Genomic DNA, 19,340 nt, shown 5'->3' with positions numbered 1-19,340 from the left:
AAAAAACCGCCTCAATGGGCGGTTGATCACAAATTTGTTCGCAGCGTCATGGAGACGCCGCGCTGTCCTGCGGTCGATTCATTGCAGCCGCCCGGAAACCCATGCGCGCCTCTTTGGCGGCCATTTCCTTGCTCGGCTTCTTCTTCGGTGGGCCGTTGGGGTTGGTCATTTCGAGAAAGACCTTTTTCGCTTCCCATGCCAGGAAGATCGATGGCACCGAGGCCGCCCATGCTTCGCTGTCGGACCAGCCCAGCCAGCCGGTAGCCATGCCGTAAACCTCATCGACATAGCTCCGATTGGGGTCAGGCTTTACTTTTTTGGGGCTTTCGTCGCCGCCTCAGCAGCCGCAGCGTCAGCCGCCGCGAGGTCTTCCGCGCTCTTTGCGGCAGGGTTCAGCAGCGCCACGACGTAGTTGATCAGGGAAGGCGTCACTTCACCGATGCCGAAGTCGTAGATCTCTTCTTCCAGCGCTTCGACTTCCTTCGGCTTCAGCGTCAGGTTTGCGCCAGCGATGATGACCCGGGCGGCCGCGCCCAGTTGCAGCTTTTGCAGCTCCTGCAGCGCAGGCGAAATACCGCCGAAGAAGCGTTCAAGCGCGCGAACGGCTTTCAGGTTGAAACTGAGGGTGTAGATCTCGGTGCCGACTTCAACGTCAACGGTGCCGTAGTTGGTCTTGGACATGTGGGGGTATTCCTGGAATTAAGAAGGGAGAAAAAGCTGCGCAGCCGAACGGCCGCGCAGTGAAGCGATCGGCGGATCAAGGCGCGACAGGCACTTCGTAGATCCCGGAGTTGATACCCACGGTCACGTTGCGCTTGATCACGTCTTCGGCACCGCCCACGCCTTTGCGGGAGCTCATGACCTTGACGGCGAAATAATCGACCAGGCCGTCGACGTACTCGACTTTCACCGGGTAATCGAACTGGGAGCGGTCTTTCTGAGCGGCGACCAGAGCCAGCTGGCCCGCGTCACCGGCGTCGAAGCCAATAGCCAGCTCGACCGAGCCGGCGTCAGCCAGGCCTTTCAAGTGACGGGTTCGCGAGTCGGCCAGGGCCGAGAACGTCACGTCGCCAACTTCGTCGCCGTAGTCGCCGATGTTTTCCAGTTCACCAACTTCGACGTAGGTGACGGCGGCCAGCAGCGTGATAGCGGCGGAATCCAGAACAGGGAGTTTTGCCGAGAGACGCGGACCAATGGAAAGTCGCGTACCGGCAGCGGTATTAACAGGCATGGGTAGTCCTCCTGAGGACAGGTGATGTAGCCGCAGCGCGGCCGGAGTGGCGGAAATTAGTGTTGAGTGATGATGCGCAGCGTGACGGAGCCCATGTAGGTGGTGCCGTCAGCGTCACGATTTGATTCTGTGCGGATGACGCGAACTGATACCGCGTTGCCCGTGCTGAGCGGCAGTTTCACTTCGTCCAAGGCTTCAGCAATCTCAGCATTGATGCGCTTAACCTCGGCCTGGCCTTGGTGATCGCTCCAGACACTGAGGTAAAATAGCCGGCTCTCCCGCTTCTTGCCTGAGATCGGCGAGGTGTTGTCTACAGCCTCATAATCAAGCGTCACGTAGGGACACGGAGTGCCGCTCTCTACGGCGTCGAATACGGGAACTGTCAGGGCCGCTGACAGGCGTTCAAACAAAGCCACTTGCAACGCCCAGCTTGGATCGCTCATTTGGCCTCCGCAGCTTTGCGCAAGGTTGAAGCAACCGCCTTGGTGATCAGGTCGATAATCTGCTCCCGGTTCATGTCATACGACGGACGCAGCCACGGATGCGCGGGCCGAGCAGCGACAGTGCTGTCGCCCCGGATGTACTGCTTCGTGCCGTATTCAAGGAATCGGCCGTAGAAGAACTTCCGATTGTCTTTCTTCCCACGAATACCAATCTGCGCATCGAGGCCGCTTTTCGAGACAAATGCCTCAAGCTCATCCTCGATATGCTCCGAAGAGCTCGGATCGCGTGGAATCAGGCGTTGCTGAGTGGCGAGCACCAAGTTGGCAGCCTGGACCATCGCCGGGCGCAAATCGCTTTCCATCTGGTTATCGATCCGGCGCAGCAGCCCGCGCAACTTGAAGTTGCCCTGCACGCTTGAGCGCCGGGCCACGATCAGGCCGTCTTCTTCGCTGGTTTCTTGTCGGCCACCGGTTCAGCTGGCACTGGCAAGACTTCTTCGGCTGCGCGGCGCGCGATCAGATCGGCGCCGGTGGCGGCGTCAACGACGAATTCATCGCCTGGCATCTGGACGCCAGTCGGCCCGGACAAGCGGGACAATGCTCGAATTTTCATGGTGAAAACCTCAAGGGTTTGGAACGTTGGAGCACACCAGCCGCAGCATGGAGCGCTTGTTGTCAGGGAGTGCCGCCTCGATCAGGTACGTGGTGCCGGAATGGACAATCCTTCGCCCCGCCACCAGGTCAGCCGCTGGACGAACCAGGATTTCGGCAGTGACCAGAGTTTTCACTTGCTGAGCGATTACGGCAGAGCGCCCACCAGGTGTTTCAATCGCTGCCCAGATTTTCCTGAGCTCTACCCAGCCTTTTGAATAGCCGCCACCACCGTCAAAGACGCGCTGCTCGGACTGAAGCGAGCAATGGTTACGCAATGGCCCAGCCCTCATATCAAACCCCCATATTTGCGCGGTAAGGCATGAGCAGGAAGGTGGAGCCCATCGGCATTTGAGTAACGCTGACGCCGGTGGCCACGTCTTCGCGGTTTGCGTAGAGATGACCAGCAAGCAGAAGGCAGGCAGCGGTTATGGACGGGTTCACCACAATCGGGTTTTCGCCGGCCAGCTCAGCTGTAACGTCCGCGTCCAGGGCCGCCTGATCTGGGTAGACGCTGCGCCCCATGAAACGCACCGCGCTGTCTTCCGCCGCGTCCAAGTACAGCTGGACGAGATGCCGGTCGGTTTCCTCCGCTCGGACATGGAGCATTGCGTCTTCGATAGCGATCAGGCTCATTTATTTGTTCTCGGGTGCGCCCTTCAAGGACTTGTTCGAGGCTTTTGGCTCGGCCTTCTTCTCAACCAGGACGCCCAGCTCGACGAGACGCTTGGCTTCGTTCGGATCGAGCTCGCGGTCATCGCCAGGCATATACATCCGGTCGCCCAGGTGCTGCCTGTCAACGGTATAAATCGCTTTCTGACTCATGATTCACCTCGTTGGGGCTGGTTTTACCCAGCCCCGGCTTGATCAGACGGCAGGAACAACATTGCCGTAGATGAAGGCTTCAGGGCGATACACGGCCAGTGCAAGGCGCTCCTCTGCCAGGATGGTTACCAAGTTCTTGACGAAGTCGTCTTCGTTCTCGGTAGCCACTTCCACGCGGGCCATCCAGCGATCAAACAGCTGGGCGCCCATTCGGAAAGCACCGGTCAGGAACTTGCCGGAAGCCATCGCCTGGGTAGAAACCACCGGCAGGCCCCACATGGTCGGAGATGCAACGCCTTGGGGCTGGCCGATGATGTAGCGACCTTCGCTGTCCTTGGTCAGCTCGATCCGCGCCCAGTCGATAGGGTTCAGAACGTGGCCTGTAGCCGGGAACTCTGCGAGCACCGCCTGGAGCATCGCAAGGCGAAGCGTATCCATGGTAGTGGCGCCAGCCAGAGCAAACGGCGCAGCGAAAGCCGTAGCCTGAGGCACGATGCCCAGCAGGTTCTGGCCGGTACCGTCGCCATTGAGCAACTGCTGTTCTTCCTTGTAGGCCAGGCCGTAGCGCAAACGGCCGTCGATGTAGCTAGCCAGCATCGGAGCATCCGACAGAATCTGGCGAGACGCCTTGACGTAGTGCGCGATCACCTTCGCGGTGGTGCTGATCAGATCGAACTGGAGATCCGATTGCGGTTTTTTCGCTGCTTCTGCTACAGCGGCCGCTGCGTTGGTGAAGCCTGTTTCACGGACGTATTCCAGCGCGTTACCGTCCATGCGACCAGGCGTGATCAAGTCACGTACGGTCAGGCGACGGTCAGGCTGAGCAACGATGCCCGGCAGGCGGCTGGTCTGAACGGTCGCGCCAGCCGAGCCAGCAGCGTTGGCCGTTGCCAGGGTGATGGTGGCCTTGAATTGCATATCAGCGCGACCACGCTGGGAGCCAGATTCAGCCAACCCCTTGAAAGTCTGCGACTCAACGAACTGCTCGCCGAAGGTTTTCTGCTCCTGGCCGCCTTCATCTTCGCCGTGGCGCGCGAGCTTCTGCTCGAGTTCGTCGACGCGAGCCTTGAAGCCGTTCATGGTGGTCAGCGCGTTGTCAGCCTGCTCTTTCAGGTCGACGGTGATTTTCTCACCCGCCGCCATCTTGCCGGTGATGTCTTCGCCGAGCTTCTTGACCTCATCGGTCGCTTTTTTGAATTCGTTGGTCAGTTCAACGAGTTGATTTTCGTCAGCCATGGGAGTGAATCCTTAATTAGATTTGAGAATCGCTAGCGCATCGCTTAGCGTTTTGTTCGCTTCGGTGTCGCCGGACTCACTCCGGAGCAACTTGACCAGGCCGCCACTTGCGACGGCGGCAGCCTGGGTTTTCGAAAAGCCGGCCTCACGCAGGAACTTTTCAAATTCTGGGAGGCTGGGCAGCGCGCCCTCCTCCAGTGCAGATTTCACCGCATCGATGGTCGCTGCTTCGTTCATGGGGAAAGTGACGATGCTGACTTCGAAAAGGCGCAAATCTTTGAGGTTTCTCACGCCGGTTGCGCGGTCCCGGTCAGCCCCGCGCACGCCGTAACCGATGGACATGCCGTCCAGGGCGCCGGCTTTCATAAGAGCGTGGATCTCGCGGGCACGCTGCACCTCGCCGACCAGCAGCTTGCCCTCGACATAAAGGCCCTTTTCGTCCTCTCGAAGGACCGTGTAGACGCCGATCGGCTCGTTCCGGTCGTGATTCCAGAGAACCGGTGGCATCCGCTTGCGGCCTTCCCATTCCTTGATGGACTTGGTGAAGGCGCCGGCGTGGACGATGTCGCCGCCGCCGTCCACGTTGCCGAACACGGAACCGTAGCCAGAAAAAAGGCCGTCATCGCTGACAGCCTTGATTTCAAAATGTAAATCCAGGGTCTTATGAGTCATTTTGGTTCCTCGGGAGCCCCGATCTTGTCGATGGTGGTCAAGTTCAGCTGCGCGGTGAGTGCGTCCGCACCCTCAACAGGCGGGAAATCTTCAAGCGCCCGGACTTCATTGCGGCTCATCACCCCGTTTTGCAGCATCTGGGAGTAGAAGCTCGACCGGGCGGCAGAATCAGCTCGGAGCAGACCCTCGACCGCGAATTTGGGCCGGTAAAGACCGCGCTCTTCGGGGAGCAACAGCTTTTTCGCGATGGCCTGCTCGATCCGCACCAGCGTTGGCCGCAGCGAGTAGGTCAGGAATCCCATGTTTGTTTGCTCCAGGCTGGAGGCCCAGCTGGACGCCTTGTTTGTGTGGCCGACAAGCTGAGGAGGCACGCCGAACGCGCGGCAGATTTCCTCAATGCCGAAATATCGAGACTCCAGCAGCTGGGCGTCGACAGGATTGATGCGAATGCCTTGGGCAGATGCCGGCTCCATACCCGCCTCAAGCACCATCCATTTACCAGCGTTCTCCGGCAGACCGAATGTGGACAGTCCGGCGCGAAGTCGATCACGCTGTTCCTGAGCCAGCGTTGCAACGCCAGTCTTCAAGAATCCGCCAACCTTCAGGCCGTTCTGGAACTCGCGAGTGGCCGCTTTGTTCGCATCCATCAGGCCGCCCAGTGTTTCGGCGGCGAACTGGATCGGAGACAAGCCCATCAAGCCGTCCAGGGTGAAACCCTTTAGATGAAGGATCTCCTCTTCGGCATACTCTTTGACGTTGCCGCCCTTCGTGTATTCGTAGACCAGCTTCCCGCTACTGGTGCGGCGAACAGTCATCTTTTCAGGGTTGAGCGGCACCAAGGCCGTCACGCGTCGGCCGATCCAGACGATATGGGAAAACGCATTGCCCCAGAGGTCCAGCGATGCCAGCTGCGACTCCCAGAATTCGCTCGCAGTCATGTCCGCGTTCGGCGAAGAGTGCAGCAGCCGGTACAGCGGATGCTCTTTGGCGTGCGATTTGTCTTCGCCACGCAGATGCAAAGGCAGCGATGCGACCGTCTGGGCGCGGAGTCGTACGCACGCCCACACCGCCGACAGTTTCAGCGATGAGTCGGCGCCCACTACCGAGCCTGACGGCGTGGTATGTGATTCGAAAGGCACGGCCCGCTCGCCATCATCGAGGCGCGTTCTGCCGCTGAAGCGGCTCCAGAACCGCTGCCAGAAGCCAGAATCGTTGAGGTCTGCCATTAGGCGATCACCATATTGTCTAGAAAGTCATTTACGTCTGGAGCGGCGTCAGCTTCTTTCGCTGCGATACCCACGGCCATGATTGCGGCGACGATGAGGTCGATCCTGCCGATAGCCTTCTCTTTCGAAGGCTTCCGGTTTTCAGCGTCGTCCGAAGTGGTCACCGCGTTGTTCGCGCACCAGTTCATGACGGGGTTGTTCGGGTGGGCCAGGTCGTTGTTGAGCAGCATTTCTTCGAACCGCTCAACTGCTGGGCTCATTTCCTTGTATCCCTGGCCAAAAGGGATCATCGGCGGCAGGGTTATGCCGTCGTCATTAGCCATGGCGATGAGGTCTTCAATGCGCCAGCGGTCATAGGCGACCGCGATGACCTCGAAGAAGCTGCACAGCTTGGAAAGCCGCTGAAGGATTACCCTTTTGCTGATGGCTCGCCCTGGTGTCGTCTCAAGCACGCCCCGAGCCTTCCATTCGACATAAGGCACCCGGTCCTGCTCTGCCTTGCGAGCGAGCCCTTCATCGGGGAGCCAGGCGAAAGGAACCAGTAGCCACTTCTCGCCCGGTTTTAGCGGCTCGACGAGGAAGACCAGGCCGGTAAGATCCTGGGTGCTGGACAAATCGAGCCCGGCATACGCCCGCCGGCCGCGCAATTCATTCCAGTCGAAATCAAGCGCGGCGCCTTTCCAAACGTCGGTGCTGATCCAGGGTGATTCGGCGCCGGTCCACTGGCAGAAATTCAAGCGGCGAACCATTGCCTCTTTGCTGGGCATGCCGCGAGCCTCGGTTACCTGTTCTCGCAGGTACTTCATACCGGGCAGATCTGCGTCTTGCAGCGACGGATTGGACTTAAACCAGCAGCCCTCATCCTGAATCGGGTCATCACCTTCATCCAGGGAGCAGATGAAAGAGAAAAATGCATCATCAATCAGTTCGCCGGAAGCAACCCGCGAGCCGTATTCGTGATAACTCCAGCACGGCCCAAGCTTGTTGGAGCCGCTGTTGGTGATCATGAAGATCATCGCTTGCTTCCGGCTCTTAGTGCCGGCGCGCATCATCTCCACGACCGTGTTGTTTCTGTGTTCGTGGACCTCGTCGATCAGCGCCATGTGAGGGCGCGGTCCGGACTGCCCATCGTCCGAACTGATTGGACGAAAGAACGATCCGGTCTTCAGATAGGCAAGGTTCCAGATGTTCTGGCCGGTGCCGCTGGTTGTCAGCCGCTTGGACAGTTCCGGAGACTGCTGAACCATGGCCACCGCATCGCGGAACAGGATCATGGCCTGATCTTTCTTCGTCGCCGCCGCGTAAATCTCTGCGCGGGCCTCGCCGTCGGCAACCAGGCCGAACAATGCAACACCCGCGGCTAATGGCGACTTTCCAGAACCCTTGCCGGTTTCGACATAGGCGACACGAAAGCGGCGGTAACCGTCTGCCGATTTCCAGCCAAAGACGCTGCCAACAATGAAGCACTGCCAGGGCAGCAATTCGAAGGGCTTGCCTTCGTAGTCGCCACCGTTGAGCTTGAGCACGGTCCGGTAATACCGAATCGCTTTAGTTGCCGCCTCTACATCCCAGACAAGCCCGCGTTTTTTACCTTCTTTCAGATCCTTCAGGTGCCGTGCGCAAGCGTTTCTAATATCCGGGCCGGCGATCCGCGCGCCGCTGTCGACCTCGGTCGCGTATTGGGTTGCTCGGTCCTCAACCGAAGAACTCCGCGAACTGGTCTTCTTTTGGGTCATCGTCTTTTATTTGAACCTTAGAGCGGGCGGCCGGGGTCAGGCCGAACTCGACTAAGTAGCCCTTGAAGCGTCGATCAGCGTCGGCGAGCATGGAAACAGCGGGGTTGGCCTTGATGACCGTCTCGCCTTGGGTACTGGTCGTTTCGTAGGTCCGGCCATCCCGCTCGACGAGATCGCGCAGTTCGAGGATGTCGGCGTAGCAATCGCAGAGCCGTTCAAGCGCGAAGGTGTCGGCCTCGGTCAACACGCCCATGCGATCCAGCATCACGGTGAGTCGGCCCCAGGCGACTTTCCCTGCGTCGGTCAGGTGATCTGGTGGGCTGGGAATAGACCGGGCTGGCTTCGGCTCCTTTTTGTTCAGCGCGCGCTTCCCCGGATTCCCTTTTACGAGCTTCAGCGTCGTGGGAGTGGGTCGTCGTCCTGCCATGATTTCATTCCGAAAAAAAACTATTCATTTCGCGGTCGCGCAAGAAAAGGGCGGGAGACGATTTCCGGCTTCAAGACTTCTGAACTCTTGTCCCGCCCCGCCCCACTTCGGTGCATGCACCAGAATAGGGCGTCTCGACTGAGATGATTTCGCATTCATCAGATGGGATAGCCATCAGGCCCGATGGTCTGCTTGTGGTGGAACCCCATGTCCTGCGCGGTCTCCTTCTCGTGGCATCCGTTGACCCCGTTGCAGAGCACTTGGCAGTTCGCCTCAGTGTCCTCACCATCCTTGAACAGTGGCACCTTGTGATCGAGCTCAAAGCCAGATGGATAGTCGGTGAGCCGTCGGCACATTGCGCAGCGTGGGTCTCTGGTCCAAATGCTCAGTCGGCGCTTCTGCAGCGCTCTGCCCGAGATCCGCTTGGTTATGTCAAAGTATCGGGACTGTGAAGTGAATGATTTTCCAGGCGAAGCCATCTATTGAGCCCTTGCGATAGTGGCCGCATGCCGGTATTGATATACCTCAACCATTGATGGGAGCTTCAAATGATACTGTGTACTGATGGAACGATCTTGCCGCTTCATACCTATACCGCGGGGGTAGATCGGACCGATACGGACGTAATACTTATACTTTCGGCCTCGTCCGCCATTAAATTCGCCAAAGATCATTTTGTGCACGATCTGATGGTCGGACCGGACCCAGCAAAAATTGCGAGATTTTCCGCGTTTTTAGCGGAAGTGCCGCAACGGGAAGTCGAAATGCCGGTGATCTTCTACAAGGTTTTTCCCTTCGTATTTTTTGAGACCGGACGTCATAGAGCAACAGTCCTTGGCGGTATGAATCAGACTGTTCCCGTCCTAACTAGTGAAAAAATAGCTAACGCACTCTCAGACCACTGGGGCAGCAAGACTATCGCGCTTACCGAATACGATTTTTCGGCCTGTAAGCTGACCAAGTTCGTGAGCGCACCATAGCCGCAGATTATGTGGTTGCTGAGGTTGTGTGCCGAGTCAGAATCCAAGCCGACTTGTTAGTAACCGCTGCGCCATAACTGGCTCTACCCCCGGTTACTTGCTCTTGCTGCGCACGATCTGGGCGTCGACCTGATCGGCGCAGGTATCGAGTAACTTAATGGCCTGATCCTTCAATGCCCAGACATCTCCGTTGTCTCGCAAGTCAGCGTCGTCAGCGTCTACCCGCTCACATGGCACCAGTTCGGGCGCTTCAATTCGTAGCGCGCTGGTCTTTGTTACTACCGCTGGCTTTGCTGCGCAGGCCGTCAGGCAAAGGCTGAGCAGCCCAATCACGAACAGGCTTGCTGTTGCGCTTGAGATCTTCAAAGTTCTTCCTCGCCTGCTTGGCTTTGTCTTCGCTGGCCTTGATGCGCTTGACCAGGTCCGCGCTGTACGCGGCGTTACGCCTAGCTTCGGCCTGTAGCGTGGTGATCGTCGCCTGGCTCGCCTCGTTGGCTGCCACGGCGTCAGTCTTGGCCTTGGTTTCAATGCTGACCTTGCCTTCGAGTGCGAGCACCCGGTATTGCTGAATACCGACCAGGAGAACCCCGACCAGCGCAATCACACATGCCAGGGCGATGGACTTCAATGCGCTCATGGGGCGTCCGCCTTTCGGCCAAGGAACTTGATGATCAGCTCTCGGATCGCCGTGACCCCAACGAAGCCAATGGTTCCGCCGGCGGCGACTGACAGGCTCGGCGGCCAGGCCATCCATTCAATGACGCTGCTGGCTGACAGACTCAGCGAGCCGCAGATAAGCGCCTCAAGCACGATCCGCCATTTGTTCGCTTCCTTGGCTTCGTAGAGGACACGCAACAGCGAGACAGTGGTCGCCATGATCGCGCCCTGCCATAGCGGTGTGCTGATGACGAGGTACAGCTGCGCCCAGAAATCAGGATTCTTTTCTGGCATGGACTTCATCCGGTGTCCTCCCTTTGGGGAGCAAATTGAGTCGGCCCCCGCAGCACTCCCAGCTCGGAGCAATGGGTGTGGCAGGGCCGAAAACGAAAAAGCCCAGCTCGGTGGCTGGGCTCCTCAAAACATTGCTGCTTAGTACCGCTCTAACTTTTGCGTCTCTCGCTTGTTGCAGCGGATGCAGGAAAGCGTTTTGTGCGTATCGTTACGGGAGACCTCGGTCATGGAGTGGTCCTCTTTTTTGACTTGGGTGAATCCACACCGAGTGCATTTTTCCTGCACTTTGCAAAAATCATCCCTTCCCATGTCAACGAAGTCTTCATGCTTTACCTTTGAATCTTCGTGACCACAATGCTCACAGTTGCGGATCATCGTGCAGGTATGGTGGTTTTTATAGGAGAACTCTCCATGCTCATGCTTGTGCTTGGTTACATGCTCAAAGCAATCAGGACACGTCTTCTCAAGCAAGCAAGCCGGGCCATTAACTGCCTTGGCGTAATCTCCGGCGTGCATGCCGACTCCGCATTTAGCCTTGAGAGCAAGCTCCTTGACCTTGTCGAAAAATCCCATTTAGAGCTCCGGCGCATTGAACTTAAGCCCCTATGTCGCCCGCAGAGCTGAAATCTTTAATTCAAGCGCCAGCAAATGCCGAGGCTCGAAATGCGCGTCATGTCTTTCCATCAGCCCATCGATGCCGCCTCGGGGGATGGAGCAAGGACACACTGGCTGCCGGTGTTTCTCTGTAGATCGCACTAACCGGCTAACCAATGTCCAGGCCCGCCCGAAGGCCCACCCTGGCAATGGCCTGCACACAAAAGATATAAATTGGCCGCAGCAGCACTCCCAGCTTAAAGCGAAGGGCGTGGTGCAGCCAAAAACGGAAAAGCCCCGCACGGTGGCGAGGCTTATGAAACGGGAAAAGCAAAGCCCAGCGTGGTGGCTGGACTCGTTCTGCAAAAAATGTTTAGTTCTAAACGGTACGGCTATTGCGCCAGTAAAGAAACGCAAGGCCAACCGGCGCGACAAATATCGCAAACGACCAGCACGCGGACATCGTGATTGCTTTCACTGTCAGCATAAGCGCCGCGTTCACGTAGAACACGTTGTCGCCCATGACGTAACCCACAACGCTCTCGTAGACAAACCGAGAGTAGGGATACAGCAACGTGTTGATGACAACGAAGAAAACCATACCTGGCTTAGCAGCGATGCCGCCATGTCCGTTACTTACGGCCCAGAACAGAAAAGCTGCAAACGCTGCAGCAAACAGAAAATGGCGAGCGTAGTAACGGCCAGTCAGACCACCGAAGGTCCTTGTCAAAAATGAGTGCATAAGATCCATCTCAAAAGCAAAAGGGTCAGATAGCCACGATATCAACATCGTGACTGATAGCTACGCACTTGGGCAAAACCCCGCACAGGGCGGGGCTCTTTGAGTATAAAGGCATCAAGAAGGATTGAATATTCCCAGGGTAAAACCGTTAACGCACTGGACCTTGCCCCGCCATAGCATTCCACCACCCTTTACCAACCACTGCCCGCTTTCGCGCAATGAACTAGCACCGTCTAAGTGAATGAACTGCGGGGCTAAAGCATATTCACCGTCCAGCACGTCATCTCCTGAGGACGAATTTTGAGCGAATGCTTCACCGAAAGCTCCAAAGTCAGCCTCGGGATAAGCCGCCTCTAGCGCAGATTGAAAGCTCTTGCCGAACTTTTCAAAATAGGCGCCACGACTGATCAAGTTGCCGGTAATGATCCCTGTCGAGGTGAACAACGTGATTCCCACACTCACAAGGGCATCATTCGTCTCGACCAGATCAATCAGGCGTTGGAGCTGCGGATCTACTCCAAATCCTTGAGTACCATAAAGTTTCTTAACAGGATCCGTCAGAAACTCTGTTGCATTTTGATAGTGAGTCTTAGTTGCCGAGTTTTCCTGCTCCATGAATCTCTCCTAGCTACTTACCAATTGGGAGCTCGGAGCTTATGTGGCTATGAGCTATGCGTGCAATCAAGATAGAAAACCCCGGCTCAGGTAAGGTCGGGCTTTCTGTTTGCGGAAACAGAAAGTCCCGCATTTGGCGGGGCTGATGTGGCTAATCGAAATATTCTGGATCGTATTGCAGAAACAAATTAACACCCAACTCTTGGAACAGCGGGCCGAATTTCCGCGCCATGGCATCTTCTGCTGACACGCTAACCTGCTTACCAGTGTCGATAATGGTGAAAACGTAATCTGTCTTGCCTTTCTTTATAGCGACTCTGAAGAAAGCCTCTTTGCTCTCACGGCTTATTTCTGGATTTTCGAGAACAACCCGTATCACCAGAAGTAGCTGCCTGTCGCTCTGCGGAAGGTCTTTTGCATGTCGCTTGTAAAAAGAGGATCCGGTGCCCTCTCCTATCTGGACGTATTCCTGGAAACCTCCCTGATCATCCCACCACCCTGCACCGTCGGTGCCGAGAAATTCTGTATAGGAAATCGGTAGCGATGTCGTTACGCCCTGAAGAGCTTTCCAGTATCTCGCTTCAGCTGCCTCATATGAAGCTATTCTTGAAAGCAGAATTTCGTATTCTTTTGACACGGTCACCTCCATTTGGAATGGAAAACCGTGTCACATCGCGCGCCAAAACGCCATCAATAAATCCGGCTCACATATTGCCGGGTTTCCTGTTCGCGGAAATGAAAAACCCCGCATCGGGCGGGGTTTCCATGAAATCAAATCGACTACGAGGTCGGTGGGAATTCTGTCGATATACAGGAGTTAGGTATCCAATTCGCCGGAATTGCGTCGGCGAATGATTGCGCCTCGCCCTGAGTTGGAAACTGATTCCCTATTATCGCTAGGTTGAGCACGACGACATATGCTTCAGTCCACCCCTTCGACTGCAGGTGGTAACCCATCCCGTCTCCTTCCAGTTTAACGACTTGCCCTGGCATAGCTCACTTCCCTTTTGAGATTGAGCGGCGAGTCTTACATGCAGAGCACCAATAAAAAAGCCCGACACAATGGCCGGGCTTCTCTTCATCTGTCTACGTGTCGCGCTAGCACAGGTGAACACCGTGCCATGAAAACAGGTCTTGATCTGTACGGAAAGACTTATTTATGCGGCATTGGCAGAACGATCCATATTCCCGTCAATCCAGGCGACGCCGGCCTTGATCAGCTCCCAGGCCTTGCGCTCAGACATGTTGTTCGCCCTGGCAATACGATTGGCTGGCCACTTCGCCCCGAAGTAATACCAGACGAAATCGCCCATCTGCTGTTCGCGCTTGGTCAGCCTGGCAAGCGTGCCGTCCACGATCAGCGCCACGTCGTCCGTGATGACGTACGTTTGAGAGCTTGGCGTCGGGTTGAACTGATCCATGACCGCCCCGAGTTGCGAAACGTACCGGGGAACACCCATCCCCGACATGCGCCATGAGCCCCACTGCTCCAGCAGATACTCAGTGTCGCCCAGTGGTTTGTCGATGTACGTTCGCTTCTTCATGCTGCTTTCCTCGGAGTGGGTTCGTTCATGCCGAAGAGTTCTTTCAGCAGCTTTTCAGCGATCTTGCTTTTGGCGTTGCCCTCGTCAATCCAGAGTCTGGCGAACTCCTCAAAGCCAATCGTTGCACGTGACCCGTGCCAGTCCGCAACAATGTCCATGAATGCCGCTGATCCAATCCGACCGTTGGTCTTTTCCAGCAGTTGCCGGTTACCCAGCTTCAGAAACTTGCATTCGATTGCGGTCAGGCTCTTACGCGGCAATGCCGCAGTGACGTTACTCATGATGTTTTCTCCCCTTGGCGCGCTCGGCGAAAGGTCGGCCCATCTCGACCACCTCCTGACTGAACTGGCGGTTACCATCGAAGTTGACGAAGCGTGCAAACTGCCCTTGGCGCTGAACGAGGCATGAACCGGCCGGAGCCTGGCGTCCCTTGTCGAGGATCAGCTCGGAGACGCCGTTTTGACCCGCATCGCTCTCTGTGTCGTGGTGAACTAGCAGCACCAGATCGGCGTCCTGCTCCACCTGCCCACTGTCGCGAAGGTCGCTCGCCTGAGGTTTCTTGCCTACGCGCCCTGTTGAGTTCCGGTTGAGTTGGGCCAGCACCAGTACCGGCACACTCAATTCCTTCGAAAGATTCTTCAGCGCGATAGAGATCGCCCCCACGGATTCAGCCCGGTTGGCCGCCTTGCGGTCGGAGCCGATCAAGCCCAGATAATCGACCATCAGGATGTCCAGCCCCTTCTCGCGCTGGAACTGAAGCGCCTCGGATCGGATGCGTCCGATGGTCATGCCTGGCTCGTCGTTGAGGTACAACTCAGCGTCACGGATCTGGCCGACAGCCATGCCGATACGGCTCCACTCTTCATCCCCTAGCTCTTTGGCGTTCTCCATGCGGCGCAGATCCACGCCACCCAATGACGCAATAGCGCGGGTGGTCAGTTCGGCCTCGCCCATTTCCAGGCTGTAGATCAGGCCCACGCCTTTCCCGTTGACGGCAACGCTCTGCATGATCTGCAAACCAAGCATCGTCTTGCCTGACCCTGGCCGCCCAGCGATCACCACCATGCTCTTGGGGCGCAGGAAGCCAATCAGGTTGTCCAGTTCGGTCAAGCCCGTGGAAAGCTTGGGCGGTGACCGGTCGTTGACGTGATCATCCATCCCATCGAGGACGACCGGAACCACCTCGCTCATGCGCTTATAACCGGTGCGCGGCGCCCGTAGTTCACGCAGGTCAGCCATGGATTGCTGAGACGCGGCGATAACATCACCAAGCGGCTCGCCATCCTCAACCCGCTGCGCGGTGATTTGCCCGACGTTGATGATCGCGCGAACTACCGCCCATTCGTTCACTTGGGCCGAGTACGCCTTCCAGTTGGCAACCGACGGCACCTTGTGGCTGATCTCTGCCGCGTAGGCCATGGTGCTCTGCCCGCTTGGCAGCGTCCGCTGGATGGCTCCGACAGTCACGGCGTCGACCGGCATCCCCCTTTCTAGGCAATCCTTGATCGCGTCAAACAAGGACGCATTGTCCGGATGGTAGAAATCCGCCGACGTGTGCCTGGCCACAATGTCGTCAACCAGACTTTGATCCTGATTCAGCGATGCCATCATGATCGCGCCAAGTACGCCATGCTCCGACTCGGGGTAATACATCTCGCGTGAAATCATCATGCGCGCCCCCTTGCGGATGCCCAGGTGAATCCGGCCAGCAGCGCACGGTTCTCGCGTAGGCGATCCAGCGCACGGTCGCCGATGTACTGGCCGAGGCCTTTGGCGTCCATATTCGAGATCACCATCGACGGCTTGATCAGTTGATATCGCCGGTCGATCACTTCGTGCAGGACACCCAGCTCGTAGGCGGTGCCCGCTTGGGCGCCGACCTCGTCGATGATCAGCAAGTCAACACTCGCCAGCTCGTCGATCACATCGCGCTCGGTGTACGTCGCGCCTTTGGTCATGACGCCCTTCGACACTCGGATGATCTCGGCGGCAGAGACGATCAAGGCTGTCGCCGCCAGCTCGGTTATGAGGTGCTTGGCGATTGCGGCGGCAAGGTGGGTCTTCCCAGTGCCGAGATTGCCCAACAGCAACAGGTTGCGACCGTCGCGATAGTGGTCCTCGAAGCCTTGGGCGTATGCCCGGCAAGTTTCCAGCGCCTTAACCATCTCGGAATCGCCGCCGTTGGTGCGGTAATTGTCGAAGCGGCATTCAGCAAACCGGGGAGTGATGCCCGAGCCTACGAGCGCGCTGTTGAGGCGTTCGGCCTTCTGGCGAGCCAATGCCAACGCGTGCTCACAGCTGTCGCTCGGGGCGGTGTTCAGGTCGGCCCAGTAGCACCGACGGCAGCCTTGGACGGTTACCGATCCGTCGAACTGCTCAACGTTAGCGAATTCGACCTTTCCGTGCTCTTGGCATTCACCGGCGACCATCTGGACGGCCGGCTGGCGGATGAAGTTAGAAACGTGGCTCATCAGCAGCCCCCTTGTACATGTCGGCGGTGTGCTGCGGCAGATCGCGGAAGCTTGAAGGCGTGCCAGTAGGGCCAACCTCATCGTTCCACTTCTCTCCGTTGAGCCAGGTCGAAGCCAGTGGCACGTATTGACCGCCGTTCTTCGTCCAATCCGCCTGCAAGCACTGCTTGCCAAGAGCGGTGATCAGTGTCTGGCGCAGATTTGAACTCGGCTTCAGCTTCGCCCAGGCCTTTTTGGCTTCCTTGAGTGACCGCTTTTTCGGGTACAGCTTCCAGAACTGATCAAAGCCTTCCAGCTCGTCTGGCTTGCACAAAGGTTTAGGTTCAATGACTGGTTCAGAAGAGTGACTGGTTCTGGGGGCAGCTCCTGCCCCACCCCCTGGGTTATCTCCTGCCCCAGGTGGGTTATCTCCTGCCCCACCCCCTAGGGCAGATGCTGCCCCACCATCAAGGGAGAGGTGGAAAAGGTTGGACTGATTCAGCTCTCCCTTTCGGCGGTACTCGCGACGCAAAAACCCGGCCTTTTCCAGCTCGCGGATATGCACCTTCACCGTAGAACGACCGATCTCGCACTGGTCAGCAATGTGTTGGTAGGACGGCCAGCACTCACCCTGATCATTCGCGTTATCGGCGAGCTTGATCAGCACCAGTTTGCGCAGCGGGTTCCCGACCTTGGTTTTCATGGCCTTGACCATCGAATCCATGCTCATAGGTCGAGCTCCCCGGTCACGCGCCGAACGAAGTCGTCATAGTTTTCAGCCATGACGAACCCGGCCTGCTCCAGCATTTCACGGTGAGCCTTCGCGCCGCTGTACATGAGCCAGCGCTTTTGCTCCGGCAAGTCTTTGAACGCGGCGTAGGTTGGCCACGGCCCGACGATGACGGGCGCAGCCTGGGCTGCCCTGGCGCTCTGACGGGGTAGATCTTGAGGTCGAAGACTCATTGCAGCGTCTCCCCTTCAGGGCAGCACATACCAGCCAAGATTCCCGACAGGTCGTTGATCGCTCCTCCCGACATGCGGATGACGAGCATCCGCAGGGCTGTCAGGGAATTGCTCAGCGGCACCACTACCCGGCGGAAGTCTTCAGGGGAAAGCCTGTGGTCCGCGCCAAGCAATTCGGTCTGACCTTTGTCCGCGAGGTTGAACGACATGCAAGCCAAGGTCAGGTCGGTGAATTGGTCGTAATGAACCGGCGTCAGTAGTTCGGTTTGAGGGATTAGCGTCGGAATAGCCGGAACTTCAGTCGGCTCACCACTCAGCAAAGCGGCCCGCATTGCATCCCAGTGCTGATCGGACACCGCCCTGGCGTCCGCCCCTGTCTTGCGCTTGAACAGCACTTTCAGCGCGTAGTACGCCCGTATCAGGTCGACGTGAGTGTCGTCTTCCTTCTCAATCGAGTACTCGGGTTCGTTGATGACGTCGAGCGCGTCTTTGACCACCTCGAAGCACTTCAGCAAAAGCGCTGCATCGGCAAACTTCTCGAAATGGGGCTCGTCTATGATTTCCACGGCCATCAGAGCTGGGACCGGATTGGATGTCTTACTCATGACGGCACCTTCTCGACCAGACGAAACCGGCCCTCAAAATATGGGTGGGTTGCCTGAGTGGCGGTTTCCATGGTGGATTCGCTGACGAAGCGCTTGAAGGCGGTGGTGACCACAGTTTTAGACCAAACCAGGTACTGGCTGCCGAGAGCTTCCTCGTGGCCGTTGCGCACCATCCCCGCAGGGTTCGGAAGATGTGGCCAGTCCTTCAGCACATAGTCGACTACTGCACCAGATAGGCCGTAGAGCTTGTTCATCGCAGCCTTAACGCCGGTCAGCGACAAACAGTTAGATGGTCGGTGATCCCACACATGGAAACGTTCCATGTTTTCGACCTTCTGCTCGACGCGCACCAGGTCCGCTTGGTGCTGGGCCTGTTGGCGCTCAAGGCTGACGAGAATGTTTGCACTTGCAGCGATCATCTCGGCTTGGGTCATCGGCCGTTGGTAACCGCCAGTTTTGCGTATGCTGGGTAGCACCTCGCCGACGACCCATTCTTCGAAGGCTTCGGCCGCAGGCATGCGGGAGCGCATGACTAGGCGGTAAACATCACGCTCAGGTATGACTTTCGTCATTTGCTCGCCGCCAGCTGAAGGGGTGAGCGTTTCCCTCACCCCTTTACAATGAGTACGCACGGCTTCATGAGGGTTCGCATACTCAAGTAGCTCCGCAACGTCCTTCGCGATAAACCATGGCTCGCCTTGGTCGTCGGTGATCACGCGAATGTTGGCGCCTTTGAAGTTGAAAGGGATCAAGTTCATTGAGCAGCCTCCGAATTGCGCGCCACGTTTTCGGTACCGCCATTTCGTGGCGCGGACTGGTCGCTGCCAGGCATCAAGGCATCGAACTCACCAATCGAGCTCTCAATGCCAGGCAGAGCGGTGTCGCTCAAGAACTGGCACAAGGTGACCAGCTCAAAATTGTCATTGCCGTGGGTCGTATTGAGCGCCATAGCGCGGGCGACTGCGCCGATCCAGTTGAGATAGTCCCGAGCGACGCCGAGTTGAAAGCTGGCTTCTTCAGCGACTTCAGCTAGCGGCTTGACGGACTGTTTTTTAACGGCGCTCATTGACTGACCTCCGATGCGTTTAAGCGCCGGCTTTTCTGAACAGACCAGATAAGCGCACTAACCGTCTCAGCAAGAAATGCCATTGCCTTTACACCATCGCAGTACGCCAAATCGCCCATATTGATAGTGTCGTGCAGGTTGTTGCACAGCTGATGTAGGCCCGAAGAAAGAATCTTGGCAGTCTCAAGTGCGTCTTCGGAAGCGATTCCGGCTACGACTTGAAAAACCTGCTCGCCCCTATTGGCGATTGGGGTATCCAAAAATTCAGTCTCGATTGTCAGTAGCTGTTGCGTAGCGTGTTCCGCGATGTTATTTTTTGAACTCATTTTGGTTTTCTCTAAGCAAAGTGACCCCACGCTTCCTGCTGGTAACAGGTAGCGACT

The 19,340-nt window shown here is 57.3% G+C and carries 32 protein-coding genes; 1 reads left to right on the top strand and 31 read right to left on the bottom strand.

Translation table 11 applies throughout. The features are described 5' to 3' along the window. Positions 1 to 46: 46 nt before the first annotated feature. The 15 genes from AABC73_RS01845 to AABC73_RS01775 all read right to left on the bottom strand — a co-directional run bounded on the left by AABC73_RS01845 (position 47) and on the right by AABC73_RS01775 (position 8,803). The gene (locus AABC73_RS01845; protein WP_341522213.1) at positions 47 to 268 is read right to left on the bottom strand and encodes a hypothetical protein; all 222 of its coding nucleotides are present in this window, start codon (positions 266 to 268) and stop codon (positions 47 to 49) included. A 41-nt stretch (positions 269 to 309) separates the two neighbouring features. Continuing rightward, a complete protein-coding gene (locus AABC73_RS01840; protein ID WP_341522212.1) occupies positions 310 to 681 on the bottom strand; it encodes a hypothetical protein in 372 nt (123 codons plus the stop codon). A gap of 76 nt (positions 682 to 757) precedes the next feature. Then, the gene (locus AABC73_RS01835) at positions 758 to 1,231 is read right to left on the bottom strand and encodes a phage tail tube protein (RefSeq protein WP_341522211.1); all 474 of its coding nucleotides are present in this window, start codon (positions 1,229 to 1,231) and stop codon (positions 758 to 760) included. 56 nt (positions 1,232 to 1,287) lie between these two features. Then, complete coding sequence (locus AABC73_RS01830; RefSeq protein ID WP_341522210.1) at positions 1,288 to 1,674, bottom strand: DUF3168 domain-containing protein; 387 nt, start codon at positions 1,672 to 1,674, stop codon at positions 1,288 to 1,290. Further along, on the bottom strand, positions 1,671 to 2,105 hold the full coding sequence (locus AABC73_RS01825; RefSeq protein WP_341522209.1) for an HK97-gp10 family putative phage morphogenesis protein: 435 nt from the start codon (positions 2,103 to 2,105) through the stop codon (positions 1,671 to 1,673). Before AABC73_RS01825 ends, AABC73_RS01830 begins: the two co-directional genes overlap by 4 nt. Before the next feature lie 2 nt (positions 2,106 to 2,107). Then, positions 2,108 to 2,287 (bottom strand): hypothetical protein, encoded by a 180-nt coding sequence (locus AABC73_RS01820; RefSeq protein WP_341522208.1) that lies wholly within the window; start codon positions 2,285 to 2,287, stop codon positions 2,108 to 2,110. 10 nt (positions 2,288 to 2,297) lie between these two features. Continuing rightward, positions 2,298 to 2,618, bottom strand: a complete 321-nt coding sequence (locus tag AABC73_RS01815; protein ID WP_341522207.1) for a phage head closure protein — start codon at positions 2,616 to 2,618, stop codon at positions 2,298 to 2,300. Position 2,619: 1 nt separating this feature from the next. Next, positions 2,620 to 2,961: a head-tail connector protein gene (locus AABC73_RS01810; protein ID WP_341522206.1), complete on the bottom strand. Its 342-nt coding sequence runs from the start codon at positions 2,959 to 2,961 to the stop codon at positions 2,620 to 2,622. Then, positions 2,962 to 3,150, bottom strand: a complete 189-nt coding sequence (locus AABC73_RS01805) for a hypothetical protein (protein ID WP_341522205.1) — start codon at positions 3,148 to 3,150, stop codon at positions 2,962 to 2,964. It abuts the gene before it with no gap. A gap of 42 nt (positions 3,151 to 3,192) precedes the next feature. Further along, positions 3,193 to 4,386 carry a phage major capsid protein gene (locus AABC73_RS01800; protein ID WP_341522204.1) on the bottom strand — a complete coding sequence of 398 codons (1,194 nt, stop codon included), beginning with the start codon at positions 4,384 to 4,386 and terminating at the stop codon, positions 3,193 to 3,195. A 12-nt stretch (positions 4,387 to 4,398) separates the two neighbouring features. Beyond that, positions 4,399 to 5,058 (bottom strand): HK97 family phage prohead protease, encoded by a 660-nt coding sequence (locus AABC73_RS01795; protein WP_341522203.1) that lies wholly within the window; start codon positions 5,056 to 5,058, stop codon positions 4,399 to 4,401. After that, the gene (locus tag AABC73_RS01790) at positions 5,055 to 6,284 is read right to left on the bottom strand and encodes a phage portal protein (protein ID WP_341522202.1); all 1,230 of its coding nucleotides are present in this window, start codon (positions 6,282 to 6,284) and stop codon (positions 5,055 to 5,057) included. Before AABC73_RS01790 ends, AABC73_RS01795 begins: the two co-directional genes overlap by 4 nt. Next, the gene (locus AABC73_RS01785) at positions 6,284 to 8,020 is read right to left on the bottom strand and encodes a terminase TerL endonuclease subunit (protein ID WP_341522201.1); all 1,737 of its coding nucleotides are present in this window, start codon (positions 8,018 to 8,020) and stop codon (positions 6,284 to 6,286) included. Before AABC73_RS01785 ends, AABC73_RS01790 begins: the two co-directional genes overlap by 1 nt. Further along, a complete protein-coding gene (locus tag AABC73_RS01780; protein ID WP_341522200.1) occupies positions 7,980 to 8,447 on the bottom strand; it encodes a phage terminase small subunit P27 family in 468 nt (155 codons plus the stop codon). The genes AABC73_RS01785 and AABC73_RS01780 overlap by 41 nt, the downstream gene beginning before the upstream one ends. A gap of 158 nt (positions 8,448 to 8,605) precedes the next feature. Continuing rightward, positions 8,606 to 8,803 (bottom strand): HNH endonuclease, encoded by a 198-nt coding sequence (locus AABC73_RS01775; RefSeq protein WP_341524160.1) that lies wholly within the window; start codon positions 8,801 to 8,803, stop codon positions 8,606 to 8,608. A gap of 219 nt (positions 8,804 to 9,022) precedes the next feature. On the opposite strand from AABC73_RS01775, the gene AABC73_RS01770 reads away from it, so the two are divergent. Continuing rightward, positions 9,023 to 9,427, top strand: coding sequence for a hypothetical protein (locus AABC73_RS01770; protein ID WP_341522199.1), 405 nt, complete (start codon positions 9,023 to 9,025; stop codon positions 9,425 to 9,427). Between the two features lie 250 nt (positions 9,428 to 9,677). On the opposite strand, the gene AABC73_RS01765 is transcribed toward AABC73_RS01770, so the two are convergent. The 16 genes from AABC73_RS01765 to AABC73_RS01690 all read right to left on the bottom strand — a co-directional run bounded on the left by AABC73_RS01765 (position 9,678) and on the right by AABC73_RS01690 (position 19,283). After that, positions 9,678 to 10,055 (bottom strand): hypothetical protein, encoded by a 378-nt coding sequence (locus AABC73_RS01765; protein WP_341524159.1) that lies wholly within the window; start codon positions 10,053 to 10,055, stop codon positions 9,678 to 9,680. Between the two features lie 5 nt (positions 10,056 to 10,060). Beyond that, on the bottom strand, positions 10,061 to 10,387 hold the full coding sequence (locus AABC73_RS01760; protein WP_341522198.1) for a phage holin, lambda family: 327 nt from the start codon (positions 10,385 to 10,387) through the stop codon (positions 10,061 to 10,063). A gap of 129 nt (positions 10,388 to 10,516) precedes the next feature. Next, positions 10,517 to 10,951, bottom strand: a complete 435-nt coding sequence (locus AABC73_RS01755) for a hypothetical protein (protein ID WP_341522197.1) — start codon at positions 10,949 to 10,951, stop codon at positions 10,517 to 10,519. A 400-nt stretch (positions 10,952 to 11,351) separates the two neighbouring features. Continuing rightward, positions 11,352 to 11,714 carry a hypothetical protein gene (locus tag AABC73_RS01750; protein ID WP_341522196.1) on the bottom strand — a complete coding sequence of 121 codons (363 nt, stop codon included), beginning with the start codon at positions 11,712 to 11,714 and terminating at the stop codon, positions 11,352 to 11,354. Positions 11,715 to 11,828: 114 nt separating this feature from the next. Next, on the bottom strand, positions 11,829 to 12,329 hold the full coding sequence (locus AABC73_RS01745; RefSeq protein WP_341522195.1) for a hypothetical protein: 501 nt from the start codon (positions 12,327 to 12,329) through the stop codon (positions 11,829 to 11,831). A gap of 151 nt (positions 12,330 to 12,480) precedes the next feature. Next, the gene (locus tag AABC73_RS01740) at positions 12,481 to 12,966 is read right to left on the bottom strand and encodes a hypothetical protein (protein WP_341522194.1); all 486 of its coding nucleotides are present in this window, start codon (positions 12,964 to 12,966) and stop codon (positions 12,481 to 12,483) included. Between the two features lie 520 nt (positions 12,967 to 13,486). Further along, on the bottom strand, positions 13,487 to 13,873 hold the full coding sequence (locus tag AABC73_RS01735) for an antiterminator Q family protein (RefSeq protein WP_341522193.1): 387 nt from the start codon (positions 13,871 to 13,873) through the stop codon (positions 13,487 to 13,489). Then, a complete protein-coding gene (locus tag AABC73_RS01730; RefSeq protein ID WP_341522192.1) occupies positions 13,870 to 14,154 on the bottom strand; it encodes a hypothetical protein in 285 nt (94 codons plus the stop codon). The genes AABC73_RS01735 and AABC73_RS01730 overlap by 4 nt, the downstream gene beginning before the upstream one ends. Then, entirely contained in the window at positions 14,147 to 15,544 is a 1,398-nt protein-coding gene (locus AABC73_RS01725) for a DnaB-like helicase C-terminal domain-containing protein (RefSeq protein ID WP_341522191.1), read from the bottom strand. The genes AABC73_RS01730 and AABC73_RS01725 overlap by 8 nt, the downstream gene beginning before the upstream one ends. Next, positions 15,541 to 16,344 carry an ATP-binding protein gene (locus AABC73_RS01720; RefSeq protein WP_341522190.1) on the bottom strand — a complete coding sequence of 268 codons (804 nt, stop codon included), beginning with the start codon at positions 16,342 to 16,344 and terminating at the stop codon, positions 15,541 to 15,543. The genes AABC73_RS01725 and AABC73_RS01720 overlap by 4 nt, the downstream gene beginning before the upstream one ends. After that, positions 16,328 to 17,053, bottom strand: a complete 726-nt coding sequence (locus tag AABC73_RS01715; protein ID WP_341522189.1) for a helix-turn-helix domain-containing protein — start codon at positions 17,051 to 17,053, stop codon at positions 16,328 to 16,330. The genes AABC73_RS01720 and AABC73_RS01715 overlap by 17 nt, the downstream gene beginning before the upstream one ends. Next, positions 17,050 to 17,286, bottom strand: coding sequence for a hypothetical protein (locus tag AABC73_RS01710; protein WP_341522188.1), 237 nt, complete (start codon positions 17,284 to 17,286; stop codon positions 17,050 to 17,052). Before AABC73_RS01710 ends, AABC73_RS01715 begins: the two co-directional genes overlap by 4 nt. Next, positions 17,283 to 17,891, bottom strand: coding sequence for a hypothetical protein (locus AABC73_RS01705; protein ID WP_341522187.1), 609 nt, complete (start codon positions 17,889 to 17,891; stop codon positions 17,283 to 17,285). Before AABC73_RS01705 ends, AABC73_RS01710 begins: the two co-directional genes overlap by 4 nt. Then, the gene (locus AABC73_RS01700; protein ID WP_341524158.1) at positions 17,888 to 18,643 is read right to left on the bottom strand and encodes a Bro-N domain-containing protein; all 756 of its coding nucleotides are present in this window, start codon (positions 18,641 to 18,643) and stop codon (positions 17,888 to 17,890) included. The genes AABC73_RS01705 and AABC73_RS01700 overlap by 4 nt, the downstream gene beginning before the upstream one ends. A 2-nt stretch (positions 18,644 to 18,645) precedes the next feature. Next, entirely contained in the window at positions 18,646 to 18,957 is a 312-nt protein-coding gene (locus tag AABC73_RS01695; RefSeq protein ID WP_341522186.1) for a hypothetical protein, read from the bottom strand. Next, positions 18,954 to 19,283, bottom strand: coding sequence for a hypothetical protein (locus tag AABC73_RS01690; RefSeq protein WP_341522185.1), 330 nt, complete (start codon positions 19,281 to 19,283; stop codon positions 18,954 to 18,956). Before AABC73_RS01690 ends, AABC73_RS01695 begins: the two co-directional genes overlap by 4 nt. Between the last annotated feature and the right edge of the window lie 57 nt (positions 19,284 to 19,340).

Source organism: Pseudomonas sp. G.S.17, assembly GCF_038096165.1.
Classification (GTDB): Bacteria; Pseudomonadota; Gammaproteobacteria; order Pseudomonadales; family Pseudomonadaceae; genus Aquipseudomonas.
Note: the sequence above shows the minus strand (reverse complement) of the source record. Positions and strands in the feature narration are given on the sequence as shown.